Annotated in this window: 21 protein-coding genes and 1 pseudogene; 6 read left to right on the top strand and 16 right to left on the bottom strand. The window is 75.0% G+C overall.

All coding sequences use genetic code 11. The features are described from left to right. Positions 1–287: 287 nt before the first annotated feature. The 3 genes and pseudogenes from ACHZ99_RS25345 to ACHZ99_RS25335 all read right to left on the bottom strand — a co-directional run. Positions 288–917, bottom strand: a pseudogene (locus ACHZ99_RS25345) (futalosine hydrolase); the annotation flags it as partial. 292 nt (positions 918–1209) lie between these two features. Beyond that, the gene (locus ACHZ99_RS25340; RefSeq protein WP_420307049.1) at positions 1210–1743 is read right to left on the bottom strand and encodes a hypothetical protein; all 534 of its coding nucleotides are present in this window, start codon (positions 1741–1743) and stop codon (positions 1210–1212) included. 26 nt (positions 1744–1769) lie between these two features. Beyond that, positions 1770–3134 (bottom strand): MFS transporter, encoded by a 1365-nt coding sequence (locus tag ACHZ99_RS25335; protein WP_420307048.1) that lies wholly within the window; start codon positions 3132–3134, stop codon positions 1770–1772. A 351-nt stretch (positions 3135–3485) separates the two neighbouring features. Here ACHZ99_RS25335 and ACHZ99_RS25330 point away from each other — a divergent pair, with 351 nt between their 5' ends. Both ACHZ99_RS25330 and ACHZ99_RS25325 read left to right on the top strand, forming a co-directional pair. Further along, positions 3486–4439 (top strand): DUF3027 domain-containing protein, encoded by a 954-nt coding sequence (locus ACHZ99_RS25330; RefSeq protein ID WP_420307047.1) that lies wholly within the window; start codon positions 3486–3488, stop codon positions 4437–4439. A 146-nt stretch (positions 4440–4585) separates the two neighbouring features. After that, positions 4586–7417 carry a helicase-associated domain-containing protein gene (locus ACHZ99_RS25325; RefSeq protein ID WP_420307046.1) on the top strand — a complete coding sequence of 944 codons (2832 nt, stop codon included), beginning with the start codon at positions 4586–4588 and terminating at the stop codon, positions 7415–7417. Positions 7418–7509: 92 nt separating this feature from the next. Here the strand turns inward: ACHZ99_RS25325 and ACHZ99_RS25320 are convergent, their stop codons facing one another. Further along, complete coding sequence (locus ACHZ99_RS25320; protein ID WP_420307045.1) at positions 7510–7989, bottom strand: SRPBCC family protein; 480 nt, start codon at positions 7987–7989, stop codon at positions 7510–7512. A gap of 94 nt (positions 7990–8083) precedes the next feature. On the opposite strand from ACHZ99_RS25320, the gene ACHZ99_RS25315 reads away from it, so the two are divergent. Together ACHZ99_RS25315 and ACHZ99_RS25310 are read left to right on the top strand one after the other, a co-directional pair. Then, on the top strand, positions 8084–8560 hold the full coding sequence (locus ACHZ99_RS25315; protein WP_420307044.1) for an iron chaperone: 477 nt from the start codon (positions 8084–8086) through the stop codon (positions 8558–8560). A 123-nt stretch (positions 8561–8683) separates the two neighbouring features. Continuing rightward, entirely contained in the window at positions 8684–10330 is a 1647-nt protein-coding gene (locus tag ACHZ99_RS25310; protein WP_420307043.1) for a DNA repair helicase XPB, read from the top strand. Positions 10331–10382: 52 nt separating this feature from the next. On the opposite strand, the gene ACHZ99_RS25305 is transcribed toward ACHZ99_RS25310, so the two are convergent. The 12 genes from ACHZ99_RS25305 to ACHZ99_RS25250 all read right to left on the bottom strand — a co-directional run bounded on the left by ACHZ99_RS25305 (position 10383) and on the right by ACHZ99_RS25250 (position 23923). Beyond that, positions 10383–10763, bottom strand: coding sequence for a hypothetical protein (locus ACHZ99_RS25305; protein ID WP_420307042.1), 381 nt, complete (start codon positions 10761–10763; stop codon positions 10383–10385). Between the two features lie 162 nt (positions 10764–10925). Then, the gene (locus ACHZ99_RS25300; RefSeq protein ID WP_420307041.1) at positions 10926–11933 is read right to left on the bottom strand and encodes a Gfo/Idh/MocA family protein; all 1008 of its coding nucleotides are present in this window, start codon (positions 11931–11933) and stop codon (positions 10926–10928) included. Between the two features lie 39 nt (positions 11934–11972). Then, on the bottom strand, positions 11973–12926 hold the full coding sequence (locus ACHZ99_RS25295) for a TIM barrel protein (RefSeq protein WP_420307040.1): 954 nt from the start codon (positions 12924–12926) through the stop codon (positions 11973–11975). Positions 12927–12994: 68 nt separating this feature from the next. Continuing rightward, on the bottom strand, positions 12995–14497 hold the full coding sequence (locus ACHZ99_RS25290; protein ID WP_420307039.1) for a CoA-acylating methylmalonate-semialdehyde dehydrogenase: 1503 nt from the start codon (positions 14495–14497) through the stop codon (positions 12995–12997). A gap of 47 nt (positions 14498–14544) precedes the next feature. Next, entirely contained in the window at positions 14545–16446 is a 1902-nt protein-coding gene (gene iolD / locus ACHZ99_RS25285) for a 3D-(3,5/4)-trihydroxycyclohexane-1,2-dione acylhydrolase (decyclizing) (RefSeq protein ID WP_420307038.1), read from the bottom strand. Continuing rightward, complete coding sequence (iolB, locus tag ACHZ99_RS25280) at positions 16443–17318, bottom strand: 5-deoxy-glucuronate isomerase (protein WP_420307037.1); 876 nt, start codon at positions 17316–17318, stop codon at positions 16443–16445. Before iolB ends, iolD begins: the two co-directional genes overlap by 4 nt. Then, a complete protein-coding gene (locus tag ACHZ99_RS25275) occupies positions 17315–18217 on the bottom strand; it encodes a Cgl0159 family (beta/alpha)8-fold protein (RefSeq protein WP_420307036.1) in 903 nt (300 codons plus the stop codon). Before ACHZ99_RS25275 ends, iolB begins: the two co-directional genes overlap by 4 nt. Positions 18218–18617: 400 nt before the next feature. After that, entirely contained in the window at positions 18618–19607 is a 990-nt protein-coding gene (gene iolC / locus ACHZ99_RS25270; protein ID WP_420307306.1) for a 5-dehydro-2-deoxygluconokinase, read from the bottom strand. A gap of 14 nt (positions 19608–19621) precedes the next feature. Beyond that, positions 19622–20446, bottom strand: a complete 825-nt coding sequence (locus tag ACHZ99_RS25265) for a carbohydrate ABC transporter permease (RefSeq protein WP_420307035.1) — start codon at positions 20444–20446, stop codon at positions 19622–19624. Then, positions 20443–21345, bottom strand: coding sequence for a carbohydrate ABC transporter permease (locus ACHZ99_RS25260; protein ID WP_420307034.1), 903 nt, complete (start codon positions 21343–21345; stop codon positions 20443–20445). The genes ACHZ99_RS25265 and ACHZ99_RS25260 overlap by 4 nt, the downstream gene beginning before the upstream one ends. After that, positions 21345–22811, bottom strand: coding sequence for an ABC transporter substrate-binding protein (locus tag ACHZ99_RS25255; RefSeq protein WP_420307033.1), 1467 nt, complete (start codon positions 22809–22811; stop codon positions 21345–21347). Before ACHZ99_RS25255 ends, ACHZ99_RS25260 begins: the two co-directional genes overlap by 1 nt. Positions 22812–22822: 11 nt before the next feature. Further along, positions 22823–23923: a PfkB family carbohydrate kinase gene (locus tag ACHZ99_RS25250; RefSeq protein WP_420307032.1), complete on the bottom strand. Its 1101-nt coding sequence runs from the start codon at positions 23921–23923 to the stop codon at positions 22823–22825. Between the two features lie 118 nt (positions 23924–24041). Here ACHZ99_RS25250 and ACHZ99_RS25245 point away from each other — a divergent pair, with 118 nt between their 5' ends. Both ACHZ99_RS25245 and ACHZ99_RS25240 read left to right on the top strand, forming a co-directional pair. After that, on the top strand, positions 24042–24800 hold the full coding sequence (locus ACHZ99_RS25245) for a DeoR/GlpR family DNA-binding transcription regulator (protein ID WP_420307031.1): 759 nt from the start codon (positions 24042–24044) through the stop codon (positions 24798–24800). Beyond that, entirely contained in the window at positions 24797–26128 is a 1332-nt protein-coding gene (locus ACHZ99_RS25240) for a 6-phospho-beta-glucosidase (RefSeq protein WP_420307030.1), read from the top strand. The genes ACHZ99_RS25245 and ACHZ99_RS25240 overlap by 4 nt, the downstream gene beginning before the upstream one ends. The last annotated feature ends 128 nt before the right edge of the window (positions 26129–26256 follow it).

Below are 26256 nucleotides of genomic sequence, written 5' to 3'. Positions count from 1 at the left end.
GCGGGACGGTCGTCGCCGGGACGATCGACGGCGAGGCGGTCGTCGGCGGGGCGGTCGTCGGCGGGGCGGTCGTCGCCGGGACGGTCGTCGCCGGGACGGTCGAGGGCCAGGCGGCCGGGGGCGGGACGGTCGACGGCGGGGCGGGGCGAGGAGTCGTCGGGCGGTGGTGCTGGCGGGGCGTTGTCGGAGGGGCGGCCTACCCTGGGGCGGGAGTGCGGGGAAGGTGGGGCGGGTGCGGCGGCGGGGAGGTCGCCGGTGCCGGTGTCACGGGCGATGGCCAGGTCGGGGAGGCGCGCGAAGGCGGTCGTCAGGGCCTTCAGGGCGGCAGGGATGCGCCAGGCGGCGCGGTCGCGGGGGCCCACCGCGTTGGACACCGCGCGGATCTCCAGCACCGGCACCCCGTGCCGGGCCGCGGCCTCGGCGACGCCGAAGCCCTCCATCGCCTCCGCCGCGGCCCGCGGATGGCGACGCAGCAGGGCGGCGGCGCGCTCGGCGGAGCCCGTGACGGTGGACACGGTCAGCACCGCACCCAGCACCGCGCCGGCCGCCTCCGCCGCGGCCCGCGCCGCCTCCGGCGGCGGGCGGTGGGACACGGCGCCGAAGCCCAACTCGGTGACGGGCACGAACCCCTCGGGCGTCTCCGCACCCAGGTCCGCGGCCACGATCTCGTCCGCCACGACCACCCCGCCCACGGGCGCCGCGCCCGCGAAGCCGCCGCCGATCCCGGCCGCGACGACGACGTCGTACGGAACGACCGCCCCGGCCAGCGCGGTGGCGGTGGCCGCCGCGGCGGCCGCGGGACCCACCCCGCCGACCACGACGTCGTAACCCCGCCCGGCCCGCCCGACCGCCTCCGCCTCCGCGGCAACGGCCGTGACCACCAGCACCCGGCCCGCGGACGCCCGGCTCCCGCGCATACGCCCCGGGGTGGGCCGCGCCGCCGGCAGTCCCCGCTCGCCGCCGGGCGCCACCGCCCCGCCGCCGGGCATCAGCTCCGCCGCCCCGCCGCGCGGCCCGTCAGCCGCCCGGCAGTGCGCAGACCAGTGCACAGACCCACAGTGCGCAGACCCGCCGAACCCGGCCCCGCAGAGCACAGACCCGCCGAGCCCTGACCCGCAGTGCGCAGACCCGCGGAGCCCGGTCCTCCCGGGCCCCGTCGCGCGGCGCGCGGCACGCGCCGTCCCGTCGCGCACACCGTCCGGCGTCCCGTCAGGACTCCTTGCGCTTCAGGTCGAAGCTCCACGCGCCCTTGTAGTTGCCGTCGTCGTCGATCTCCACGATGCCGACCTTCGCCTCGTCGTCCTGCACCGGCTGGCCCGTCTCCGACCGCGTGTTGAAGAACTGGTCCCCGCTGTACGTCACATACGTGTGCTTGCTCGGCCGCGGCACCACCGGCCGGCCGTCCACCCACAGCGTCCACCCGGTGTCCGCGATGTCCGGGTCCACCCCGATCCGGACCCGGTCGCCCGCGTCCACGGTGATCGACGCGTCCGCGCTCTCCTCGACGCACGCGGTCAGCTGCACGCCGGTGATGTTCTTCTCCTCCTCGTAGCACTGCGCCTCCGTGCTCGCCGTCCGGTCCCCCACCGTGATCTGGGCCAGCGGCGTCGGCTTCTCGCACCCGGCGAGGGCGACGACCGAGAGGGCGGCGACGCCCAGAGCCGCCCCGGAACGACCGGCGCGAAGGGCGGCGCGGCGGCCGCGGGCGTGGGAGAACGCGGTGGTGGCGGGCGCAGTGGTCATGCGGGCAGGCTACCTGCCGCCCCCGGTCAGGCCACGCGCGGGTGCGGCGTGCCGCGGCGGGCGGCGGTGAGCAGCCCCCGCACGGTCGCCAGCAGCCCCGCGGCGACGACCGCCGCCCCCGCCGCCATGCCGCCCACGCCGTTGAGCGGCAGCAGGATGCCGATCGCGCCGCCCGCGACCCACGACAGCTGGATGACCGTCTCGGAGCGGGCGAACGCCGACGTGCGCACGTACTCCGGTACGTCCCGCTGGATCAGCGCGTCCATCGACAGCTTCGCGAGCGACTGCGCGAACCCCGCCATGGCCGCCACGCAGATGACCGCCGGCAGCGAGTAGAAGACCGCCGCCAGCACCGCCGTCGCCAGCGCCAGCGAGAGCAGCACGGCGATCAGCTTCTCCGGCCCGCGGGCGCGCAGCCAGGAGCCGATGACCGAGCCGAGCGCGTTGCCGGTGCCGGCGGCGACCGCCGCCATGCCGAGCGTCAGCTCCGGCCGCAGCCCGCCCGGCGGGTTGTCGCGCAGCAGGAACGCCAGGAACAGCGTCATCAGCCCCGACAGCACGCGCAGCGAGGAGTTGGCTTGCAGCGCGTACAGCACCGAGGGGCCGACGGAGCGCAGCCCCGGCTTCGGCGGGGTCCGCAGCCGGCCCTCCCCGCCCGCCGCCAGCCGCGCCTTGCCCTCTCCGCGCGCGGAGTCGACGGCCGGGGGCATACGGAACGACAGCAGCACCCCGAAGCCGAAGATGACCATCGCCCCGTAGAGCGGGAAGCCGGGCCCGATGACGTGCAGCAGCCCGCCGACCGGCGCGGCGATCCCGGTGGCGAGCAGCCCGGCGAGCGTCACCCGGCTGTTGGCCTTCACCAGCGACGTGTTGCGCGGCAGCAGCCGCGGCACGACGGCGGAGCGCACCACCCCGTACGACTTCGAGCACACCAGCACGCCGAGCGCCGCCGGATACAGGCTCAGGTCCCCGGACTTCACCGCCCCCGACAGCACCAGCGCCAGCAGCAGGCGCGCCAGCATCGTGCCGGCCATCGCGGCGCGGCGGCCGTGCGGGACGCGGTCGAGCAGCGGGCCGACGACCGGGGCGAGCAGGGCGAACGGGGCCATGGTGATGGCGAGGTAGAGCGCGACCCGGCCGCGGGCCTCGTCGGTCGGTACGGAGAAGAAGACGGTCGACGCCAGCGCGATGGTGATCATCATGTCCCCGGCGGCGTTGACCATGTGCAGCTCGATGAGCCGCCCCAGGCCCGACTCCCCCGCGCCCTGCGCGTGCGTGGCCCGGCGGATCCGCCGGCCCGCGCCGACGACCGGCCGGCGCACGGCACGCCCGACCGCCCGGCCCGCCTGGTGCAGCGGGCCGGTCGCGGGAGCCGCCCGGTCCTCGACCACCTCGCCATAGTGCCCGCACGCGGGAGGGTAGGGCGAGAACCGCGCGGGCGCATACGGTCATCCGGCGGTCAGCCGGTGGACAGGCGGCGGGGTCCCGGTACGCGCCCCGCGGTCATCGGGGGACCGGCGGGTGGTCCGTACGGGGCACGCGGCGGCCCGCCCGGGGGGTGCGGCGGGGGCGGCGGGGCGCCGGGGCGGGTGGTGGGCGTACGGTCCCGGCGCGGCGCCAGGTAGGGTGAAAGACGCGCCTCTGAGTGTGTCGTGAGGAATCGAGCGTTGACGCGGCCCCCCGGTCCGCTCCCTCGGCTTCCGCGCCCGCTCGGCCGTCCGTACCGAAAGACTGTGAGCCAGATGAGCCCTGCGAACAGCCCCGCCGAGACGCCGCCCGCGGTGCGCGGCACGCGCGCGCGCAGCCGCGTCGCCCCCGACCAGCAGTGCGCCGACGCCGTCGGCCTCGCCCGCGAGGCGGCCGAGGAGTCGGCCGGCGCGGACCGGGTCGGCGAGCACCTCGGCGTCATCGCCGACGACACGCGGGTGGTGACCCACCTCTTCGAGTGCCGGCTGCCGGGGTACCGCGGCTGGCGGTGGGCGGTGACGGTCGCGCGCGCGTCCCGCGCGCGGGCGGTGACGCTGGACGAGACGGTGCTGCTCCCCGGCCCGGAGGCGCTGCTGGCGCCGGAGTGGGTGCCGTGGAACGAACGGCTGCGCCCCGGGGACCTCGGGCCCGGCGACCTGCTGCCCACGGAGGACCAGGACCTGCGGCTGGAGCCGGGGCTGGCGGTGGGCGAGGAGGAGCTGGAGGAGGACGTCGCGGACGTCGGGGGCGCCGCGGCCCGGGCGGCGCGGTCCGTCGACGCCGTTGAGGCCGAAGCCGCGGAAAGCGAGGCCGCGGAGGGCGAGGCGGCCGAGGGCGCCGGGGCCGCGGAGGGCGCCGCGCCGCCCGGGGGCGTACCGCGGCGGGCGGAGATCGCGGCGATCGCCGACGAGCTGGGCATGACCCGGCACCGCGTGCTCTCCCGCTACGGTCTGCACACCGCCGCGGACCGCTGGGAGGACGAGTACGGCCCGAAGACGCCGATGGCGCAGGCGGCGCCGGCGTCCTGCGTGAGCTGCGGGTTCCTCATGCCGCTCGCGGGCTCGCTGCGGCGCGCCTTCGGCGTCTGCGCCAACGAGTACTCGCCGGCGGACGGACACGTCGTCTCGCTCGCGTACGGCTGCGGCGGGCACTCGGAGGCGGCGGTGATGCCGAAGCCGGTGGAGCCCGCGCCGCCGGTGCTGGACACCCTGGGCGCGGACCCGACGTAGCCGCCGCCGGGCGGGCCGTACCGCAGAGCCGCCGGAAGGCGCGTACGGGACGGGCCGGGCCGACGGCGGCGCAGCCCTGAGGGCCGGGCCGTTTCCGCACGGCTCGGTCCGGTAGCGCCCCGCCGGCGAGGACTACTGTGGAGCGGATGACGACCGGCAACCCCGCCCGGACCCTCGCCGAGGAGCTCCGCGCCCGCCCGGACACCGCGCTGGCCGAGCTGCTCCGCGCCCGGCCCGACCTGCTCACCCCCGTACCGGGCGACCTCACCCAGCTGGCCACCCGCGCCGGCACCCGCGCCTCCGTCGTCCGCGCGCTCGAACGGCTCGACCTGTTCACGCAGCAGACCGCCCAGGCGCTCGCCGTCGCGCCGGACCCGTGCCCGTACGACGTGCTGGCCGGGCTGATGGGCGACGAGCCCGACACCGTGGCCGCGCTGCCGCGCGCCGTCGCGGAGCTGCGCGCGCAGGCGCTGGTGTGGGGGGACGAGCGGCGGCTGCGGCTGGTGCGTACGGCGCGGGAGCTGCTGGCGCCGCAGGCGTCCGGGTCCCCGACCGGGCTGGGGCCGGGCGCCGCCGAGGCGGCGACGGGGATGTCGCCGGGGCGGTTGCAGCAGGTGCTCGCGCACGCGGGGCTGCCGGCGACGCACGACCCGGTGTCCGCGGTGGAGTCGCTGACCGCGCTGTTCTCCGACCCGAAGCGGATGGCGGACCTGCTGGACCAGGCGCCGCCGGACGCGGTGACGGTGCTGGGGCGGCTGACCTGGGGGCCGCCGTACGGGACGGTGTCGGCGCAGCCGCCGGCGCACGTGCGGTGGCTGCTGGACCGGGGGCTGCTGCTGCCGACGGCGCCGGGGAACGTGCTGCTGCCGCGCGAGGTGGCGCTGCACCTGCGCGACGGCCGCGCGCACCGGCGGGTGGCGGCGGTGCCGCCGGAGCCGGTGGCGGCGGGCACGTACGGGACGCGGGTGGTGGACGCGACGGCCGCGGGGCAGGCGGCGGTGGCGGTGGAGACGGTCGAGGAACTGCTCGGGGAGTGGGCGACGGCGAGCCCGTCGGTGCTGCGGGCGGGCGGCCTGGCCGTACGGGACCTGAAGCGGACGGCGGCGGCGCTGGACGTCACGGAGCCGCGGGCGGCGTTCTGGGTGGAGCTGGCGTACGGGGCCGGGCTGCTGGCCTCGGACGGCGGGGCGGACGAGCGGTACGCGCCGACGCCCGCGTACGACGCGTGGCTGGAGCTGCCGGCGGCCGAGCGGTGGGCCGAGCTGACGGCGGCGTGGCTGGCGGCGACGCGGACGCCGGGACTGGTCGGCGGCCGCGACGGCAAGGGCCGGGCGCTGGCGGCGCTCGGCGAGGGACTGGACCGGGGCGCGGCGCCGGAGGTGCGGCGCGGGGTGCTGGCGCTGCTCGCGGGGCTGCCGGAGGGCACGGCGGCGACGGCGGACTCGGTGGTGGAGCGGCTCCGCTGGGAACGCCCCCCGCGGGGCGGCGGCCCGGCGGAGGGCGAGGAGGACGACCTGCGGGCGCGGCTGGCCCGGTGGACGCTGGAGGAGGCGGAGCTGCTGGGCGTCACGGGCCGCGGCGCGCTGGCGGCCCACGGCCGCGCGCTGCTGACGACGCCGGAGGCCACGGATGCACCCTCCGACCCGACCGCGGCACCGCCCGCCGACCCGACCGCGCAGCCGACCGCTCCCCCGACCGCGGCACCAACCGACGCCGCCACCCCCACCCGTCCCCCGCACTCCCGCCCCAGGGTAGGCGGCCCCGCTGACAAACAGCCCGGCCGACCGCCCGCGACCGGCACCGACGCCGAAGCAGCCGCCGAAGCCGAAGCAGCCGCCGACGCAGCCGACGCCCCGCCCCCCGCCGAAGCCCTCCCCGCCGACGCCCCCACCCCCGTCACCGGCGCCGACACCCTCGCCGCCCGCCTCCGCACCCCCGCCGCCCCGGCGCGCACCGCCCCCGCCACCCCCGCCGAGGCGCACGCCGCCGCCGTCCGCGCCGCCGGCGCGCTCGCGCCGCACCTCCCCCCGCCCGTCGACCACGTGCTCCTCCAGGCCGACCTCACCGCCATCGCCCCCGGCCCCCTCCAGCGCGAACTCGCCGCCGTGCTCGGCGTCCTCGCCGAGGTCGAGTCCAAAGGCGGGGCCACCGTCTACCGCTTCACCCAGGAGTCCGTACGCCGCGCCCTCGACGCCGGCCGGTCGGCCGCCGAGCTGCACGACTTCCTCGCCGTCCACTCCCGCACCCCCGTGCCGCAGCCGCTCAGCTACCTCATCGACGATGTCGCCCGCAAGCACGGCCGCCTGCGCATCGGCGCCGCCGGCGCGTACCTCCGCTGCGACGACGACGCGCTCCTCGCGGAGATCGTCGCCGACCGCCGCTCCGCCGAGCTGCGGCTACGGCACCTCGCGCCCACCGTCCTCGTCTCCCCCACCCCGCCGGACGTGCTGCTCGACCGGCTCCGCGCGATGGGCTACGCCCCCGCCGCCGAGTCGCCGGACGGCGCCGTCCTCGTCGCCCGCGCCGCCGCCCACCGCACCCCGCCCCGGACGCCGCCCGCGCCCGTCCCCGACGGCCCGCCCGTGCCGGACGGGACCCTCCTCGCCGCCGCCGTCCGCGCCGTACGGGCCGGAGACCGCGCCGCCACCGCCCCCGTCCGCCCCGCCCCCGCCGGATCCGGCACCGGCACCCCCGGTGCCGAAGCCGCCGCGCCGGCCCCCGGCGCCGCCCGACCCGGCGGTCTCCCCCGCACCACCTCCGCCGAGACCCTCGCCGTCCTCCAGGCCGCCGTCCTCAGCGACGCCGCCGTCTGGATCGGCTACGTCAACGCCGACGGCGCCGCCAGCCAGCGCGTCATCGCCCCCGTCCGCGTCGAGGGCGGCTACGTCACCGCGTACGACCACACCGCCGACGAGGTCCGCACCTACCCCCTGCACCGCATCACCGGCGCCGCCGAACTCGCCGACGACACCCCCTGAACACCTGCCCGGCCACGGGCTGCACCACCGGCTCGGCACCCGCCCGCGCGCCCCTCACGCCATCGGACAGTCGTTCCAGGAGCCGGAGCCGGTCACCCCGTCCTGACCCCGCCGCCGCCCACCCGGCCCCCGGCCGCCCGGTACTCCCGTACCGCGATGCGCGCCAGCTTCGTCAGCATCATCCCGTTGCGCACCGCGACCAGGTAGTCCACCGGCAGCCCGTGCATCCGTGTCCCCGGCCCGCGCAGCGGGTGCCAGTCCAGGAAGAACAGCGTGTTCTCCCCCCACGGCTCCAGCCGCATCGCGATCCGGGCCGCCCCGAACGGGTCGGCCTTGGCCTCCAGCTCCAGCCGCCGCCCCGGCTCGCACACCCGGACGACGCAGGTGTCGTCCAGCGCCACCGGCCCGGCGCCGACGCGCACCCGCAGCCGCGCGCCGACGCCGGGCCAGTGCGGGTCGGCGTCGAGGACCTGGCGGGTGCCGGTGACCCAGTCGCCGTAGCGGTAGCCGTCGCTCAGCAGGTCCCACACCTTCTCGGGCGGGGTCAGGATCAGTCGGCGGCTGCGTGCCACTGCGGACCTCCCGGTCAGTTTTGAAGAAGTCTTCGCCGGTCCGTTCTTCGTAATCTGGGACCCGTACCCGGTCAGACCCCAGAAAGGTACTGCGATGACGGACGCGAAGAAGGCAGCCACGGCCGAGGACGGCGAATCCTACGAAGGCTTCACCGAAGCAGAGATCGCGGCCATGAAGGAGCGCGCGAAGGAGATCAAGAAGGCCAAGCGCGGTGTCAAGTCCGACCCGCTGGCGGACCTCCTGGAGAAGATCGTCGAGATGCCGGAGCCCGACCGGAGCATCGCCGGACGGCTGCACTCCCTCATCACGGAGGCGGCGCCGTCGCTGTCGCCGCGGCTCTGGTATGGGATGCCGGCCTACGCCGTGGGCGCGAAGAACGGCAAGGGCGGGGAGATCGTCTGCTTCGTACAGACCGCGGACAAGTTCAAGTCGCGGTATCTGACCCTCGGCTTCAACGACGCCGCGCGCCTCGACGAGGGCACCATGTGGCCGACCTCCTTCGCCATCACCGAGCTGACACCCGCCCACGAGAAGACGGTCACCGAACTGGTGAAGAAGGCGATGGGCTGACCCCGCCCGCCCGCGCGCCGCGCGGCCCCGCCGTGTCGGGGTAGAATTTCCTGTTCCCGAGTTTCCCGGCAGGGGGGCACCAGGGGGAGCAGCGGTGAGCGAGGGTGTGGGAGGAGGTCCGGCATGTCGTGCCTGATCGTGCAGTCGGACAAGACGCTCCTGCTGGAGGTGGACCACGAGCTGGCGGAGGAGTGCCGGCGCGCCATCGCGCCCTTCGCCGAGCTGGAGCGCGCCCCCGAGCACATCCACACGTACCGCGTCACGCCGCTGGGCCTGTGGAACGCGCGGGCCGCCGGGCACGACGCCGAGCAGGTCGTCGACGCGCTCGTGACCTACTCGCGCTATCCCGTGCCGCACGCGCTGCTCGTGGACGTCGCCGAGACCATGGCGCGGTACGGGCGGCTGACGCTCACCAAGGACCCCGCGCACGGCCTCGTGCTCACCACCACCGACCGGCCGGTGCTGGAGGAGATCCTGCGGTCCAAGCGGATCCGGCCGCTGGTCGGGGCGCGGCTCGGCGAGGACGCCGTCGCCGTGCACCCGTCGGAGCGCGGGCAGATCAAGCAGGCGCTGCTGAAGCTCGGCTGGCCCGCCGAGGACCTCGCGGGGTACGTGGACGGGGAGGCGCACCCGGTCTCGCTGGTGGAGGACGGCTGGGCGCTGCGGCCGTACCAGAAGCAGGCCGTCGAGGGCTTCTGGCACGGCGGGTCCGGCGTCGTCGTGCTGCCGTGCGGGGCGGGCAAGACGCTCGTCGGCGCGGGGGCGATGGCCGAGGCGAAGGCGACGACGCTGATCCTGGTGACGAACACGGTCGCGGCCCGGCAGTGGAAGAGCGAGCTGCTGCGCCGCACGTCGCTGACCGAGGACGAGATCGGCGAGTACAGCGGCGCCCGCAAGGAGATCCGCCCGGTCACCATCGCCACGTACCAGGTGCTGACGACGCGCCGTAAGGGCGTCTATCCGCATCTGGAGCTGTTCGACTCCCGCGACTGGGGGCTGATCGTCTACGACGAGGTGCACCTGCTGCCGGCGCCCGTCTTCAAGTTCACCGCCGACCTCCAGGCGCGCCGCCGGCTCGGGCTGACGGCCACGCTCGTACGGGAGGACGGCCGCGAGTCCGACGTGTTCTCGCTGATCGGGCCCAAGCGCTTCGACGCCCCGTGGAAGGAGATCGAGGCGCAGGGCTACATCGCGCCCGCGGACTGCGTCGAGGTGCGGGTGAACCTCACCGACGCGGAGCGGCTCGCGTACGCCACGGCGGAGACGGAGGAGAAGTACCGCTACTGCGCCACGACCGACACCAAGCGCCGGGTCGCCGAGACCCTGGTCGCCCGGCACGCGGGGCAGCAGACGCTCGTCATCGGCCAGTACATCGACCAGCTCGACGAGCTGGGCGAGCACCTCGACGCGCCCGTCATCAAGGGCGAGACGACCAACGCCCGCCGCGAGAAGCTGTTCGACGCCTTCCGCAGCGGCGAAGTCAGTGTTCTGGTGGTGTCGAAGGTCGCGAACTTCTCGGTCGACCTGCCGGAGGCGACGGTCGCCATCCAGGTCTCCGGCACGTTCGGGTCGCGGCAGGAGGAGGCGCAGCGGCTCGGGCGGGTGCTGCGGCCGAAGGAGGACGGGCACGAGGCCCGGTTCTACTCGCTCGTCGCCCGCGACACCGTCGACCAGGACTTCGCCGCGCACCGGCAGCGGTTCCTCGCCGAGCAGGGGTACGCGTACCGGATCGTGGACGCGGACGACGTCCTCGCCGGCGACGACGTCTGAGCGGCGGTCGCCGCGGCCGTACCGGTCGCCGCGGCCGGACCGGCCGCGGCTGCTACGCCGGCGTGTACGCGTACACCAATATCGCGTACGCCACCGCCGGCACCGCCAGCGGCCCGAACACCAGCGCCAGCCCGGGCCCCTTCCGCGCCGCCGCCGCCCGCCGCGCGCCGGCGGACTGCGCGACGGCGCCGGCCGCCAGCAGCGCGAGCACGCCCAGGAACAGCAGGGCGGCGAGGGTATCGCTCATCTCATGGATGTGGTCGCACGGGCCCGGCTCGCCGGGCGAGCAGTCCCCGGCGCCGCGGTACATCGGGACGAACATCGCCAGCAGCGCCGGCGGCAGGGCCGCCAGCACGTACACGCTCCGGCCGAGCGCCGTGGTCACCTTGACCCACGTCGGGCGGCGCCGCGCCTGCGGCTCCGTCAGCGACATCCCTACCCCCTGTGACCTGCCTGTCGGTGGGGGAGACGCACCGGAGCGGGTGCGGGGTTCCCGCGGTCCGGCCCCTCCCCCCGCGGTAGGGGCCGGGCCGCGGAAGCACTGCGGGCGGGCCGGGCGGTGGCCCGGGGGCTCTGAGGGCCCGGCCCGCCCGGCTCAGGCGTAGAACGCGGGCCGCGGTACGAGGTCCACGTCCACCACCGCGCCGGTGCGCTGCGCCTCGACCGTCGCCGCCGCGACCGCCGTGGCGGCGTAGCCGTCCCAGGCGCTCGGGCCGGTGGCCGCGCCCGCGGCCACCGAGTCGACCCAGGTCTGCACCTCCGCGTCGAACGCCGCGGCGAAGCGGCCGCCCCACTCCTGGTCGATCTCCGTGCCGGCCCGCGCCGCCGCGCGGACCTCGGCGCGCGCCGGGTCGGGCAGCCGGACGAGGCCCGTCTCGCCGACGGTCTCGCACCGGATGTCGTAGCCGTACTGGCAGTTGACGAAGACCTCCAGGTCGATGCGGACGCCGCCGGCCGTCTCGAAGAGCATGAACTGCGGGTCCTTCAGGTGCGGGAAGCGGCGCTCGGTGGCGCGGGGCATGATGACCTGCGCGGAGACGATCTCGTCGTCGAGGAGCCAGCGGGCGGCGTCGATCTCGTGCACGCCGGTGTCCTGCGCGGCCATCTCGGTGGTGTAGCGCTCGCTCTGGGTCGGGTTGCGGTGGGCGCAGTGCATCATCAGCGGGCGGCCGATGCCGCCGCCGGCGATGACGCGCTTCAGCTCCCGGTACCCCGGGTCGTACCGGCGCATGAACCCGACCTGCACCAGCCGCCGCCCGTGCGCCTCCTCCGCCGCCAGCACCCGCAGCGCGTCCTCCGCGGTGGTGGCCAGCGGCTTCTCGCAGAGCACCGGCTTGCCCGCGGCGATCGCGGCGAGCACGTGCTCGGCGTGGGCGGCGTGCCAGGACGAGACGAGCACGGCGTCCACGTCGTCGGCCGTGATCAGATCCGCCACGTCCGCGGCGACCCGGGCGCCGCCGGCCTCCGCCGCGGCCTTCTCGGCGGCGGCGGGGTCGATGTCGGCGACGGCGGTGACGCGGGCGCCGGCGACGGTGCGGGTGAGGCGCTCGACGTGTTCGCGGCCGATGGCGCCGGTGCCGACGACTCCGATGCGTACGGTCATGTCTGGGTGCTCCTCAGTAATCGTTTTCAGCGAGCCGCTTCAGCGGGGGCGGCGGGTGCCGCTGAGGCCCACGCCCGCCAGGTAGTCGCGGGTGCGGACCGCGATCGGCAGCGGCACGTCCGGCTCGCACGGCCACAGGTCCTGCTCGACGACCACGAACAGCTCCGCGTCCAGCCCGGACAGCGCCTCGACGACGTCCGCCGGGTTCGGCACCCCGGCCGGGGGCTCGACGGCCACGCCGCGGCTGACGGCCTCGCTGAACGACAGGTTCTCGGCCCGGACCTGCTCGATGATCACCGGGTCCATCTGCTTGATGTGGACGTAGCCGATGCGCTCGGCGTAGCGGCGGATGAGGTCGAGGTTGTCGCCGCCGCCGTAGGCGACGTGGCCGGTGTCCAGGCAGAGGTTGGCGTAGCGGGAGTCGGTGGCGTTCAGGAAGCGCTCGATCTCCGGCTGCGTCTGGATGTGGCTGTCGGCGTGCGGATGGACGACGAGCCGGACGTCGTAGTCGTCGAGGAGGATCCGGCCGAGGTCGTCGGCGGCCTTGCCGAGGGCCGTCCACTGGCCGGCGGTCAGCTCCGGCGGCTCGGTGAAGTCGCCGGTCTTCTCGTCGCGGTACAGCGGCGGGATGAGCACGAGGTGGTGCGCGCCCGCGGCGGCGGTCAGCTCGGCGACCCGGCGGACGGCGGCCAGCGTCGCGTCCCACTCGGCGGGGCGGTGCAGGGCGCCGAAGATCGTGCCGCCGGAGACCTGGAGGCCGCGGTCGGCGAGTTCGCCGGCGAGGCGCTGCGGGTCGGTGGGGAGGTAGCCGTACGGGCCCAGCTCCAGCCACTTGTAGCCGGTCTCGGCCAGCTCGTCGAGGAAGCGGGTGTACGGGACCTGGTGCTCCTCCTCGGGGAACCACACCCCCCAGGAGCAGGGGGCGGAGCCCAGGCACAGGTTGCCCGCGGCGGGGCGCGGGGCGGCGGGTGCGTCCGGTGCGTTCGTCGTCATGAGGGTGCGGCCTCTCGGTGGTCGGGGCCCCGTCGCGGGGGGCCTTGACGTAGTGCTGGCGGGAGGGCTCAGTTGGCGGTCGGGAACGCGAACGCCGCGCTCCGGGCCGCCGGGTTGCCGCCGTCCGGCCAGCGGGAGGTGACGACCTTCGGGCGGGTGTAGAAGCGCACGCCCTCCTCGCCGTGCACGGGGCTGTCGCCGATGAGGGAGTCCTTCCAGCCGCCGAAGGAGTACGCGGCCATCGGCACCGGCACCGGCACGTTGATGCCGACCATCCCGACGTGCACCCCGCGCTGGAAGCGGCGGGCGGCGGCGCCGTCGCCGGTGAAGAGCGCGGTGCCGTTGCCGTACGGGTTGGCGTTGATGAACGCGATCGCCTCGTCGAGGGTCTTCACGCGGACGATCGCGAGCACCGGGCCGAAGATCTCCGTACGGTACGCGTCCATCGCCGCGGTGACGTGGTCCAGCAGCGTCGGCCCGGTGAAGAAGCCCTCCTCGTGGCCCGCGACCGTCAGGTCCCGCCCGTCGACGACGACCGTGGCGCCCTGCTCCGCCGCCGAGGCGACCGCCCCGCCGACGCGCTCCTGCGCGGCGCGGGTGACGAGCGGGCCCATCTCGCTGGCCGGGTCGTCGCCGGGTCCGACGCGCACCGCGCGCGCCTTCCGCTCCAGCGCCTCGACCAGCGGGCCCGCCGCGTCCCCGACCGCGACGGCGACGGAGATCGCCATGCAGCGCTCGCCCGCTGAGCCGTAGGCGGCGGCGACGAGCTGGTCGGAGGCGTAGTCGAGGTCGGCGTCCGGGAGGACGACGGCGTGGTTCTTGGCGCCGCCGAGCGCCTGGACGCGCTTGCCGGCGGCGGTGGCGCGCTCGTGCACGTGCGTCGCGACGGGCGTGGAGCCGACGAAGGAGACGGCGGCGACGCCGGGGTGGTCGAGGATCGCGTCGACGGCGGTCCGGTCGCCGTGGACGACGTTGAACACGCCGTCGGGCAGCCCGGCGTCCGCGTACAGCTGCGCGACGAGGTTGGAGGCGGACGGGTCGCGCTCGCTCGGCTTGAGCACGAAGGTGTTGCCGGTGGCGATGGCGAGGGGGTGCATCCACAGCGGCACCATCGCGGGGAAGTTGAACGGCGTGATGCCCGCGCACACGCCCAGCGGCTCGCGGAAGGAGTGCACGTCGACGCCGCGCGAGTACTGGTCGGAGTAGCCGCCCTTGAGGGCGTCGGCTATCCCGCAGGCGTACTCGACGACCTCCCGGCCGCGGACGACCTCGCCGCGCGCGTCGGAGACGACCTTGCCGTGCTGCGCGGAGATGAGGCGGGCCAGCTCGTCCTCGTGCCGGGCGAGCAGCTCGCGGAAGGCGAACATCACGCGCATCCGCTGGGACAGCGAGCTGTCGCGCCAGCCGTCGTACGCCTTGGCGGCGGCGCTCACGGCGGCGTCGACGTCGGCGGTCTCGGCGAGCAGGACGCGGGCCTGCTCGCGGCCGGTGGCGGGGTCGTAGACGGGGGCGGTGCGGGTGGAGGAGGCGGCGGTGAGGCCGCCGGCGATCCAGTGCTCGATCGTGTGCATGAGGGTCTCGCTTAGCTTGCGGGGTTGTTCTCGGGGTCGTTCGGGGCTCAGAGGTACGGGCGCTGGGCGCGCTTGGCGTCGCGGTACTCCTCGTACGCCTTGCGCGTGGAGTCCAGCTCCGCGACCTCGCTCACGGGCACGTCCCACCACGCCGAGGACGGAGGGTTGGGCCCGGTCAGGTCGGTGACGACGTGCACCACGGTGGTGCGCTCCGCCGCCTTCGCCCGGGCGAAGGCGGTCCGGAACTCCGCGACCGTCGCCGCCGGCAGCACGTTCGCGCCGAGGCTGGCGGCGTTCGCGGCCAGGTCCACGGGCAGCGGCCCGCCGTCGAGTTCGCCGGTGTCGGGGTTGCGGCCGGCGTAGCGGGTGCCGAAGCGCTGCGAGCCGAGCGACTCGGACAGCGCGCCGATGGACGCGAAGCCGCCGTTGTCGACGAGGACGACGACGATCTTCAGGCCCTCGGCGACCGCGGTGACGATCTCCTGGGAGAGCATCAGGTACGAGCCGTCCCCGACGAGGACGACGACCTCGCGGTCGGGGGCGGCCATCTTCACGCCGAGCCCCGCGGCGATCTCGTAGCCCATGGTGCTGTACGCGTACTCGACGTGGTACGCCTTCGGGTCGCGGGCCCGCCAGAGGGCCTGGAGGTCGCCGGGCATGGACCCGGCGGCGTTGATGACGACGTCGCGGTCGTCGGTCAGGTCGTTGACGGCGCCGAGGATCTCGGTCTGCGCCGGGGGCGGGCCGTGGCCGCGGTCGGGGTGGTACACGGCGTCGGTGGTGCGGCGCCAGCCGTCGGCGAGTTCGCGTACACGCGCGCGGTAGTCGTCGTCGACCTGCCAGTCGGCCAGTTCGGCGTCGAGCGCTTCGAGGCCCGCGCGGGCGTCGGCGACCAGCGGCTCGGCGGCGTGCTTGATGGCGTCGAGGCGGGCGACGTTGAGGTTGACGAACGCCACGTCGGGGCGGGCGAAGACGGTGCGGCTGGCGGTGGTGAAGTCGCTGTAGCGGGTGCCGACGCCGAGGACGACGTCGGCCTCGGCGGCCAGCGCGTTGGCGGCGGCGGTGCCGGTGGAGCCGAGCGCGCCGACGGCGCACGGGTGGTCCCAGGGCACGGCGCCCTTGCCGGCGTGCGTGTCCGCGACCGGGATGCCGGTGCGCAGCGCGAACGCCCGCAGCTCCGCCCACGCCTCGGAGTACACCGCGCCGCCGCCGGCGACGAGCAGCGGCCGGCGGGCGCCGCGCAGCAGCGCGACGGCGCGGGCGAGCGCGGCGGGCTCGGGCGCGGGGCGGGGCACGTGCCAGACGCGGCGGCGCAGGAACGCCACGGGCCAGTCGTACGCCTCCGCCTGCACGTCCTGCGGCAGCGCGAGGGTGACGGCGCCGGTCTCGGCGGGGTCGGTGAGCACCCGCATCGCGGCGAGCGCGGCGGGGATGAGCTGCTCGGGGCGGTCGACGCGGTCGAAGTACGCGGAGACGGGCCGGAGCGCGTCGTTGACGGACACGTCGCCGTTGCGGGGGTCTTCGAGCTGCTGGAGCACCGGGTCGGCGGCGCGGGTGGCGAACACGTCGCCGGGCAGCAGGAGGACGGGCAGCCGGTTGGTGGTGGCGAGGGCGGCGCCGGTGACCATGTTGGTGGCGCCGGGGCCGATGGAGGAGGTGCAGGCGTAGGTCTGGAGCCGGCCCGCGGTCTTGGCGTAGGCGGTGGCGGAGTGGACCATGGCCTGCTCGTTGCGCGCCAGGTGGTACGGGAGGTCCGCCTCGCCGGTACGGACCGCCTGGAGCAGCGCCTGGCCGACGCCGGCGACGTTGCCGTGGCCGAAGATGCCCCACATGCCGGGGATCAGGCGGCGCTCGACGCCGTCGCGCTCGCTGTACTGGGCCGCCAGGAAGCGCACCAGCGCCTGCGCGGTGGTGAGCCTGACGGTGTCCTTGCCGGGTACCTCGCTCATCGCGTCCCTCCTCCGAACGGCAGCCTCGGGTCGGTCTCCTGCTCGTCCCAGGTGCCACGGATCCAGCCGTGCGCCGGGTCGTCGCAGATCAGCCAGGCCCGCTCGGCGCCGGGGCCGGCCATGACGTTGAGGTAGTACAGGTCGTAGCCCGGCACGGCCATCGACGGGCCGTGCCAGCCGTGCGGGATGAGCACGGTGTCGCCGCTGCGCACCTCGGCGAGCACGTCCAGCGGGCGGTCGGCGGTGCCGTAGACGCGCTGATAGGCCATTCCCGGTCCCTGCGGCCCGTCGGCGACCTCGAAGTAGTAGATCTCCTCCAGCTCGCTCTCCGCGCCGGGGCGGTGCTCGTCGTGCTTGTGCGGCGGGTAGGAGGACCAGTTGCCGCCGGGGGTGAGCACCTCGCAGACCAGCAGCCGGTCGGCGTCGAAGGTCTGCGGCAGGCAGTAGTTGTGCACCTCGCGGCTGCACGTGCCGGCGCCGCGCAGCTCCACGGGCACGTCTTCCGCGGGCCCGTAGCGCACCGGCAGCCGGCGCTCGCAGCGCGCCGAGGGCAGCGCGAAGCGGCCGCCGCCGGGGCTGGCGACGCGGACCTCGGCGTCGCGCGGCACGTACGCGAAGTCGGTGGGCGCGCCGAAGACGCCGGGGCGGCCGGCGAGGGTGAGGCGCTCGCCGTCGGCCTCGACGGTGCAGCCGCCGGCGAGGGGGAGCACGAGGTGCTCGGCGTCGCCGGTGGCGAGCGTGCGGCTCTCGCCGGGGGCGAGTTCGAGGATGCGCAGGCCGGAGTAGCCCCAGCCGGCGGAGCGGGGGGTGACGACCGTACGGTACGGGCCGGCGGCCGACTCCCCGCTCTTCAGGAACAACTTGTCGCTCACAGCAAGCTCACCGCCCGGTCCACTGCCCCGCTCACGTCGCCGTCCGCCGGATACAGCAGCGAACGGCCCACCACCAGACCCTGTACCCCCGGCAGCCGCAGCGCGCCGCGCCAGGCGTCGAACACCGCCCGCTGGGCGTCCGCGCCGCCGCCGGTGTCGCCGCCGAGGAGCAGCACGGGCAGCGTGGTGGCGGCGACGACGCGCTCCATCTCCGGGACGACGGGCAGCTTCAGCCAGGTGTAGGCGCTGCGGCGGCCGAGCCCGGAGGCGATGGAGACGGACGTGACGACGGCGTCGGGGGAGAGGTCGTTGCGTACCCGGCCGTCCTGCCAGCGGGACAGGAACGGCTCGACCATCGCGACGAGGCGGCGGTCGGCGAGGGCGTCGACGGCGCGGGCGCTGGACTCCAGGGTGGCGGCGGTGGCGGGGTCGTCGAGGGCGATGCGGGTGAGCATCTTGCCGCCGTCGAAGCCCATGGCGTCGATGGTCTCGGCGTCGTAGCCGGTGAAGCGGTCGTCTATCTCGAACGCGGCGCCGGCGAGGCCGCCGCGGTTCATGGAGCCGAAGACGGCCTTGCCGTCGAGGACGCCGAGGAGGAGCAGGTCTTCGAGGATGTCGGCGGTGGCCAGCACGCCGGTGACGCCGGGGCGCTCCAGGGCGAGGCAGAGCCGTTCGAGCAGCTCGCCGCGGTCGGCCATGGCGTGCGCGTCGGCGCCGACGGCGTTGGCGCCGCGGGCGGGGTGGTCGGCGGCGATGATCAGCGCCCGGCCGGTGTCGCCGTCGGCGCCGCCGCCCCCGAGGGGCGAGGCCGCGGGGCGGCGGGCGGCGGCCGCGACGGCGACGGCCTCGGGGCTGTGGACGCGGGCGGCGGTGAGGTCGCCGATCTTCTCAACGGTCATGCGTGGGTCTCCGGGGAGTGGGCGCGGACGCGGGTGGGGGCAGCGGTCGCGGTGGTTGCGGTGCGTACCTCGATCGTCGCACCGCCCGGCCGCGTACGCTCCGTACGCGTCGTGTCACCGGCGCGGCCTACCCTGGGGCGGGTGTGCGGGGGACGGGGGGCGGACGAAGCGGAGCCGCTCACACCGCTCGTGCCCGGGCCCGCGGGCCCGCCCGCGCACGGGCCCGCCGACCCGCGCGCGCTCCCACCCGCCGGCCCGCACACCCGCCGGCTCCGCGCCGCGCGCGTGGCCGGGTCCCCCGCGCCACGCGCGCCGCCCGCGCCACGCACGCCACCCGGGTCACCCGGGCCACGCGCACCCGGGCACCGCGGCCCGGGTCCGCGCCCGGTGGTCGCCCGGGTCACGACCCCGCCTCCGCCGCGCGCAGGCGCTCCTCCACCTGAGCCGCCGTCGGCATCGCGTCGGAGCACGCGAGTTCCCCCGCCACGTGCGCCCCCGCCGCGTTCGCGAACGCGATCGTCCGGTTCAGCTCCCAGCCCTCCAGCATCCCGTGGATCAGCGCCCCGCCGAAGGCGTCCCCCGCGCCAAGGCCGTTGACGACCTCCACCGGCACCGGCGGCACCTCCGCCTCCGCGCCGTCGCGGTGCACGGCCAGCACCCCCCGCGGGCCCTGCTTGACGACGGCCAGTTCCACCCCCGTCGCCAGCAGGGCCCGCGCCGCGGCGCGCGGTTCCCGCTCCCCCGTCGCGACCGCGCACTCCTCCAGGTTGCCGACGGCGACCGTCGCGTGGGCCAGCGCCTCGCGGTACAGCCCGCGCGCGGGACCGTCCGCCGGCCCGGCCGTCGACAAGGCAGCCCCCTCCGGCCAGAACATCGGCCGCCAGTCCAGGTCGAAGACCGTGTGCGCCGCCCGCCCCCGCGCCGCGAGCGCCGCGAGCGTCGCCGACCGCGAGGGCTCCTCGCACAGCCCGGTGCCGGTCATCCAGAACACCCGCGCCGCGCGAACCGCCTCCAGGTCCACCTCGGCCGCCGTCAGGTCCAGGTCCGGGGCCTTGGGGTAGCGGTAGAAGTAGAGCGGGAAGTCGTCCGGCGGGAAGATCTCGCAGAACGTCACGGGCGTGGGCAGCGCCGGTGAGGTGCCGACGAAGTCGGTGCCGACCCCGTATCCGCGCAGCGCGTCGCGGACGAAGGTGCCGAAGGGGTCGGCGCCCGTCTTCGTGACCACCGCCGCGCCGTGCCCGTAGCGGGCGGCGGCGACGGCGACGTTGGTGGGGCTCCCGCCGAGGTATTTGCCGAACGTGCTGACCTCGGCGAGGCCGACGCCGGTCTGGAGCGGGTAGATGTCCACCCCGACCCGCCCCATGGTCACCACGTCGTACGGCCCCTGCATCGGCACTGCCACTCCTACTCCTTCACCGCTCCGGTGAGCATTCCCTCGATGAACCGCCGCTGGAGCGCGATGTACACGACCACCACCGGCAGCGCGATCAGCACCGCCGCCGCGGCCAGCAGCGAGGTGTCCGAGGTCTGCTGGCCCTGGAAGAACGCCAGCCCCAGCGGCACCGTCCGCAGCCCCTCCTCGCTGATCATCACCAGCGCCATCAGGAACTCGTTCCACGTCCACATGAAGGTGATGACGATCATCGTGGTGATCGCCGGCCGCCCCATGGGCACGAGGATCCGCCACAGCGTCGTGAAGCTGTTCGCCCCGTCGACCCGGGCCGCCTCCATCACCGACTGCGCGCTGTTGCGGAAGTACGTCCGCATCCAGAACACGCCGAACGCGAGCGACTGCGCGGTCTGCGGCAGGATCAGCGCCCAGTACGTGTCGGTGATCTCGTAGTGCCGCAGGTCGAAGTAGAGCGGCACGACCAGCGCCTCCTGCGGCAGCGTCAGGCCGATGACGAACACGTAGAACAGGATGTTCGAGCCCGGGAAGCGCATCACGCCGAAGGCGTACGCGGCCAGGATCGACAGCACCGTCGCGACGGTGACCACCACGACCGCCACCAGGATCGAGTTGCCGAGGTACGTGCCGAAGTGGCCCTGGCTCCAGGCGTCGGAGAAGTTGCCCCAGTTCAGCCCGTCCTCCGGCAGCGAGAACCCGGTCTTGAGCGAGCCCTGCTCGCCGAACGCCGTCGACAGGATGCCGATGACCGGCGTCAGCGAGATGACGGCGAAGATCGAGAGGATGCCGTACGTGAAGGTGCGTTCGATCCGGGAGCTCATGAGCGCCGCCCTTCGACGAGCCGGGAGACCGTGACGGTCAGGGTGAAGATCAGCACGGTGAGCGCGACGCCCACGGCCGCGGCGGAACCGACCTGGTTCAGCTCGAAGGCGCGGTGGTAGACCTCGTACGCCGGCACGGAGGTGGCCTCGCCGGGGCCGCCGCTCGTCATGACGTAGATCAGGTCGAAGTTGCGCAGCCCGGCGACGATCGTCAGGGTCAGCGCCACGGCGATCTCGGCGCGCAGCGCCGGCAGCGTGACGGCGAAGAACTCGCGGAACGCGCCCGCGCCGTCCAGCCGCGCGGCCTCGTACAGCTCCTTGGGGATGCGCTGGGCGCCCGCCAGGAACAGCACGAGACACAGACCGGTCATGACCCACGTGCCGACGATGCCGACGGCGGGCAGCGCCCAGTCGTAGTCGCCGAGCCAGGGGCGGGCCAGGGAGTCCAGGCCCACGGCGCGCAGCACGTCGTTCAGCAGCCCGTCGGGGGCGAGGATCGACTGCCACGCGACGCCGACGACGACCATCGCGAGGACCTGCGGCAGGAACAGCACGGTGCGGAAGAACGTCAGGCCCCGCACCCGGATCCGCGACATGGCCGCCGCGAGCAGCAGGCCGATGCAGACGGGGAGCGCCGAGTAGAAGATCAGCAGCACCAGCGCGTGCCCGAAGGGGGCGCGCAGCGACGGGTCGGTGAAGATGTCGGCGTAGTTGTCGAAGCCCGCGGAGGTGGCCCGGGTCAGGCCGTCCCAGTGCAGGAACGACAGCCACACCGACTGCCCGAACGGGACGAGCAGGAACAGCGCGTAGATGACCAGCGCGGGCAGGACGTACAGGTATCCGACCGCCCGGGGTTCGCCGGGCGCGCGGCGGCCGTAGCCGGCGGTGAGGGACTTCATCACGACCCCGCAGGCTCGGAGCCGGCGCCGTCGCCGCGCTGCTTCTCCATGAACGGCCCGTAGTCGTCCTGCAGCTTCTGCGCGAACTCCTCGGGCGAGATCTTGCCGGCGATGAGGTCCTGCAACCCGGCGGAGGCGGTGTCGTAGAACGTGGGCGTGGCGTAGTCCAGGTACGGGACCAGGCCGTCGTCCTCGTTGAGCCGCTTCCAGGCCGCGATCATCTGGCCGTCGGCGCTGTCCGGGTCGACCTCGTCGGCGGCCTTGCCGGGTACGGCGGGCAGCACGCCGTGCTTGGTCATGACGTCGGCGGCGTGCTCGTCGGTGATGAAGTCCAGGTACGCGGCGGCCACCTCGGGGTGCGCGGACTTGGAGGTGACGGACCAGGACAGGCCCTGGCCGCCGGTGGTGACGGGGTTGCCGCCCGCGGTCGCGGGCAGCGGCGCCATGACGCCGAGCTTGTCGCCCATGGGCTTCTTCAGGTCGGCCTGCAGCCAGGTCCCGGCGATCAGGTACGCGCCGTCGCCGCCGGCGAACTTCTTGTAGGCGGCGTCGTAGCCGAGGCCGTTGGCGTCCTTCGGCAGGTAGCCCTTGTCGATCCAGTCGACGAGCAGCGCGGCGGCGTCCTTGGTGTGCGCGTTGTCGAAGCCGTCGCCGCGGCCGAGGACGGTGTCGCGGCTCTCGGCGGCGTTGAAGTGGTCCTGGAGCACACCGAAGTTGTGGATGGCGGGCCACTGGTCGAGGTTGCCGAACTGGATGGGCAGCTCGCCCTCGTCCTTGAGCGTCTGAAGGCCGTCGGTGAACTCCTTCCAGGTCTTCGGCGGCTCCAGGCCGGCGTCGGCGAGCTTCTCCTTGTTGTAGTAGAGCCCGATGAACTCGCCGGTCTGGGAGATCCCGTAGAGCCTGCCGGTGCCGAACTGCTTGCCTCCCCCAGAGCCTTCGGCCTGGGCGGTACCCCCAGCCGAGACCCGGTTGAGGTTCAGCAGGGTGCTGGGATAGCGCGTGTTCCAGTCGTAGATGCCCGCGTAGTTGTCGAGCGGCATGAGCAGCCCGGCCTGCACGAACGCCACCATGTCGGGGTAGCCCTGGTTGGCCTGGACGACGTCCGGCGGGTTGTTGCCGGAGAGCGCGAGCTTCAGCGTCGTCTTCAGGTCGTCGAAGCTCCGGGAGACCCGCTTGATCTTGACGTTCGGGTACTTCTCCTGGAATTCCTTGTTGAGCTGCTCGATCTCCGCGTGCTGGCCCCCGCGGACCTCCTGGTCCCAGACGGTCAGCGTCACGTTCCCCGCCTTCGACGGGTCCGGTACGCCGCCCGTACCGCCGGCGCCCCCGCCCTCGACGGCGCCGGAGCCGTCGGTGCCGGGCACGCAGCCGGCCGCTATGACGGCGAGCCCGGCGGCGAGCGCGGCGGGCACGAGGGTACGTGTCCTGGTCCGCTGTCTACCGCCGCCCTTGTTGCGCAATCCCATCAGAACTCCTTCTACTCGTCCCGGAAGCCGATGGTCGGAATCGCCCGCCGGCGCGGACGGCTCCGCACCAGGGCCGGGACCAGGCCGTCCAGGAAGTCGTACCGCCGGGCCACCTCGGCGGCGTCCACGTCGCCGGCCTTGGCGCGGGCGGCGGCCTCGATCCACCACGCGGCCACCTCCGTCCAGTCGGGCGCGGACAGGGAGCCGCCGAAGTGCTGTACGGACAGCGCGGCGGTGAGGTTGGCGAAGGCGAGCCGGTCGGCGAGCGGCCAGCCCGCCAGGGTCCCGGTCATGAAGCCGGCGACGAACACGTCGCCGGCGCCGGTCGGGTCGAGTGCGTCCACCAGCAGCCCGGGGACGTCGGCGCTCTCGCCGGTGATCCCGTCCACGGCGACGGCGCCGTCGGGGCCCTTGGTCACCACCGCGATCGGCACCAGCTCGGCGAGGGCGCGTACGGCCTGCTCCGGGGAGTCGGTGCGGGTGTACTGCTGCGCCTCGGCGGCGTTGGGCAGGAAGGCGTGGCTGTAGCGCAGGCCGGTCAGCGCGGCCAGGTCCCAGCGGCCGGTCTCGTCCCAGCCGACGTCGGAGAAGACCTGCGAGCCCTTGTCGTGCGCGTGCCGCACCCACTCCTCGTCCCGGCCGGGCTCCAGGGAGGCCACCACGGAGCGGGCGCGCGGGAGGTCGGCGCAGACGGGGGCGGGCGCGGGGTGCTCGTGCGTCACCATGGTCCGCTCGCCCTCGTACGCCATGGAGACCGTGACCGGCGAGTGCCAGCCGGCCAGCCGCCGCGACGGCGAGAGGTCGACGCCCTCGTTCTCCGCCAGGCTCTCCCAGATGTAGTCGCCGTAGAGGTCGGCGCCGAAGCTCGCGCAGAGCGTGGTGCGCAGCCCGAGGCGGGCGAGCGCGGTGGCCATGTTCGCGATGCCGCCCGGGCTGGAGCCCATGCCGCGGGCCCAGTTCTCACTGCCGCGTACGGGCGCGCCTTCGAGGCCGGTGAAGACGATGTCCATGAACACGGTGCCGGTCAGGAGAACGTCGTGCTCCGGATCGCCGGCAGCCCGTGTGCCCGCCAGCGGATCGATCGCTGTGCGGACCGCCGAGGGAGTGGTCAACGGCGTGTCCTTCCTGCTCGTGGTTCACATTGAGCGACACCTTGCACCGCCGCGACAGATTTTGCAAGAGGTCACTCACACTCGCGCAAACTCGCTCAGGTGGAGTACATTGCGGTCCATGCTGCGAGAGACGCGCCACGAGAAGCTGCTGAGCATCCTCGGCGACGAGGGCGTGCTGCCCGTCCGGGAGATCGCCACGCGGCTCGGCGTCAGCGAGGCCACGGCCCGCCGCGACCTCACCGAGCTGGGCCGCGCCGGCCGCCTCACCCGGGTCTACGGCGGCGCCGTCGCCGCCCGCGCGGACGACGAGCGGCCCTTCGCGGAGGTCGCCGTCGACGACCCGGGCGGCCGCGACGCGGTCGCCACCCGCGCCGCGGAGCTGGTCGAGGACGGCGACGTGGTGCTGCTCGACATCGGCACCACCACGCTGGCGCTGGCCCAGCGGCTGCGGGGCCGCCCTGTGACGATCGTCACCAGCAACCTCGCGGTCTACGAGGAGCTGCGCGACGACCCCGCGGTCACCCTGATCCTCCTCGGCGGCGAGGTCCGGCGGAACTACCGCTCGGTCGTCGGCGTGCTCACCGAGTCCAACCTCCGTGAGCTGTACGTCGGCCGCCTCTTCCTCGGCGCCAGCGGCATCCTCCCCGACGGCAGCGTGCTGGACAGCACGCACGTCGAGGTGCCCGTCAAGCGGGCCATGATCAGAGCGTCCCGGCAGGTGGTGCTGCTGGCCAGCGCCGGCAAGTTCCCCGGCGACTCGGGGCTCGTGCGCATCTGCGGCCCCGAGGACGTGCAGATGCTCATCACGAACACGTCATCGGACCCGGCGACCCTCGCGACCTTCGGCGAGGCCGGTGTGGAGGTAATCACGGTATGAGGCTGACAGTGCTGGGCGGCGGCGGGTTCCGCGTGCCGCTGGTGTACCGGGCCCTGCTCGAAGACAGCGGCGAGGAGTCGGGGCGGTGCACCGAGCTCGTCCTGTACGACACGGAGCCGCGGCGCCTTACGGCCATCGGCGCCGTCCTCGCGCAGCACGCCGCCGACGCGGCGGCCCGCGGCGCCCGGCCACCCGCGGTCCGTACCACCACCGACCTCGACGACGCCCTGCGCGACACCGACTTCGTCTTCTCCGCCATCCGCGCCGGCGGCCTCGAAGGCCGCAGCCTCGACGAGCGCGCCGCGCTCTCGGAGGACCTGCTCGGCCAGGAGACCGTCGGCGCCGGCGGCGTCCTGTACGGGCTGCGCTCCGTACCCGCCGCCATGCACATCGCCGAACGGGTCGCGGCCGTCGCCCCGCACGCCTGGGTCATCAACTTCACCAACCCGGCCGGCATGGTCACCGAGGCCATGCAGCGCCTCCTCGGCGACCGCGTCATCGGCATCTGCGACTCCCCGGTCGGCATGGCCCGCCGCGCCGCCCGCGCGCTGGGCGTGGACCCGGAGCGCACGGAGCTGGACTACGTGGGCCTCAACCACCTCGGCTGGCTGCGCCGCATCCTCGTCGACGGCGAGGACCGCCTGCCCGCCCTGCTCGCCGACACCGCGGCGCTGGAGTCCTTCGAGGAGGGCAAGCTCTTCGGCGCCGAGTGGCTTCAGGCGCTGGGCTCGCTGCCCAACGAGTACCTGCACTACTACTACTTCAACCGCGAGGCGATCAGCGCCCTGCGCGACGCCCCGGCGACCCGCGGCGAGTTCCTGCGCGAGCAGCAGGCGGCGTTCTACGCCGCCGCGGCGGCCGACCCCGGCGAGGCGGCGGCGGTGTGGGAGCGCACGCGCAAGGAGCGCGAGGCGACGTACATGGCGGAGAGCCGCGAGAGCACCGGCGGCTGGCAGCGCGACACCTGCGACCTGGACGGCGGCGGCTACGACCGGGTCGCCCTGGCCCTGATGCGCGCCATCGCCCGCGACGAGCACGCCACCCTGATCCTCAACGTCCCCAACCGCACGACGGTCCCCGGCCTGGACGCGGACGCCGTCATCGAGGTCCCCTGCCGCGTGGACGCCCGCGGCGCGCACCCGATCCCGACGCCGCCGGCGGCGGCCGACCAGTTGGGGCTGATGCTGACGCTGAAGGACGTGGAGCGCTCGACGATCGCCGCGGCGGACACCGGCAGCCGCGCGAAAGCGCTGCGCGCGATGGCGCTGCACCCCCTGGTGGACTCGGTGAACGCGGCGAACCGCATCCTGACGGCCCGGGGTATCTGAGCCGGGCCCGGCGGCGGCTCGCGGGCACCCGCATGCCGGGCGCCGCTTTCGGGCACCGCCGAATGTCGGAGACTTCCCGCCCCCCGTGTCCCTACGCTCCGGCGGTCAGAGGGAAACCGGGAGACGGG

Origin of the sequence: Streptomyces sp. MAR4 CNX-425 (genome assembly GCF_048656465.1) — a bacterium.
Classification (GTDB): domain Bacteria; phylum Actinomycetota; class Actinomycetes; order Streptomycetales; family Streptomycetaceae; genus Streptomyces.
Note: the sequence above shows the minus strand (reverse complement) of the source record. Positions and strands in the feature narration are given on the sequence as shown.

What these genes read in the sequence shown, in the direction of transcription:
- ACHZ99_RS25340 (WP_420307049.1), bottom strand. Translation starts at nt 1,743, where the DNA reads ATGACCACTGCGCCCGCCACCACCGCGTTCTCCCACGCCCGCGGCCGC.
- ACHZ99_RS25330 (WP_420307047.1), top strand. Translation starts at nt 3,486, where the DNA reads ATGAGCCCTGCGAACAGCCCCGCCGAGACGCCGCCCGCGGTGCGCGGC.
- ACHZ99_RS25325 (WP_420307046.1), top strand. Translation starts at nt 4,586, where the DNA reads ATGACGACCGGCAACCCCGCCCGGACCCTCGCCGAGGAGCTCCGCGCC.
- ACHZ99_RS25315 (WP_420307044.1), top strand. Translation starts at nt 8,084, where the DNA reads ATGACGGACGCGAAGAAGGCAGCCACGGCCGAGGACGGCGAATCCTAC.
- ACHZ99_RS25310 (WP_420307043.1), top strand. Translation starts at nt 8,684, where the DNA reads ATGTCGTGCCTGATCGTGCAGTCGGACAAGACGCTCCTGCTGGAGGTG.
- ACHZ99_RS25305 (WP_420307042.1), bottom strand. Translation starts at nt 10,763, where the DNA reads ATGTCGCTGACGGAGCCGCAGGCGCGGCGCCGCCCGACGTGGGTCAAG.
- ACHZ99_RS25300 (WP_420307041.1), bottom strand. Translation starts at nt 11,933, where the DNA reads ATGACCGTACGCATCGGAGTCGTCGGCACCGGCGCCATCGGCCGCGAA.
- ACHZ99_RS25295 (WP_420307040.1), bottom strand. Translation starts at nt 12,926, where the DNA reads ATGACGACGAACGCACCGGACGCACCCGCCGCCCCGCGCCCCGCCGCG.
- ACHZ99_RS25290 (WP_420307039.1), bottom strand. Translation starts at nt 14,497, where the DNA reads ATGCACACGATCGAGCACTGGATCGCCGGCGGCCTCACCGCCGCCTCC.
- iolD (WP_420307038.1), bottom strand. Translation starts at nt 16,446, where the DNA reads ATGAGCGAGGTACCCGGCAAGGACACCGTCAGGCTCACCACCGCGCAG.
- ACHZ99_RS25275 (WP_420307036.1), bottom strand. Translation starts at nt 18,217, where the DNA reads ATGACCGTTGAGAAGATCGGCGACCTCACCGCCGCCCGCGTCCACAGC.
- iolC (WP_420307306.1), bottom strand. Translation starts at nt 19,607, where the DNA reads ATGCAGGGGCCGTACGACGTGGTGACCATGGGGCGGGTCGGGGTGGAC.
- ACHZ99_RS25265 (WP_420307035.1), bottom strand. Translation starts at nt 20,446, where the DNA reads ATGAGCTCCCGGATCGAACGCACCTTCACGTACGGCATCCTCTCGATC.
- ACHZ99_RS25260 (WP_420307034.1), bottom strand. Translation starts at nt 21,345, where the DNA reads ATGAAGTCCCTCACCGCCGGCTACGGCCGCCGCGCGCCCGGCGAACCC.
- ACHZ99_RS25255 (WP_420307033.1), bottom strand. Translation starts at nt 22,811, where the DNA reads ATGGGATTGCGCAACAAGGGCGGCGGTAGACAGCGGACCAGGACACGT.
- ACHZ99_RS25245 (WP_420307031.1), top strand. Translation starts at nt 24,042, where the DNA reads ATGCTGCGAGAGACGCGCCACGAGAAGCTGCTGAGCATCCTCGGCGAC.
- ACHZ99_RS25240 (WP_420307030.1), top strand. Translation starts at nt 24,797, where the DNA reads ATGAGGCTGACAGTGCTGGGCGGCGGCGGGTTCCGCGTGCCGCTGGTG.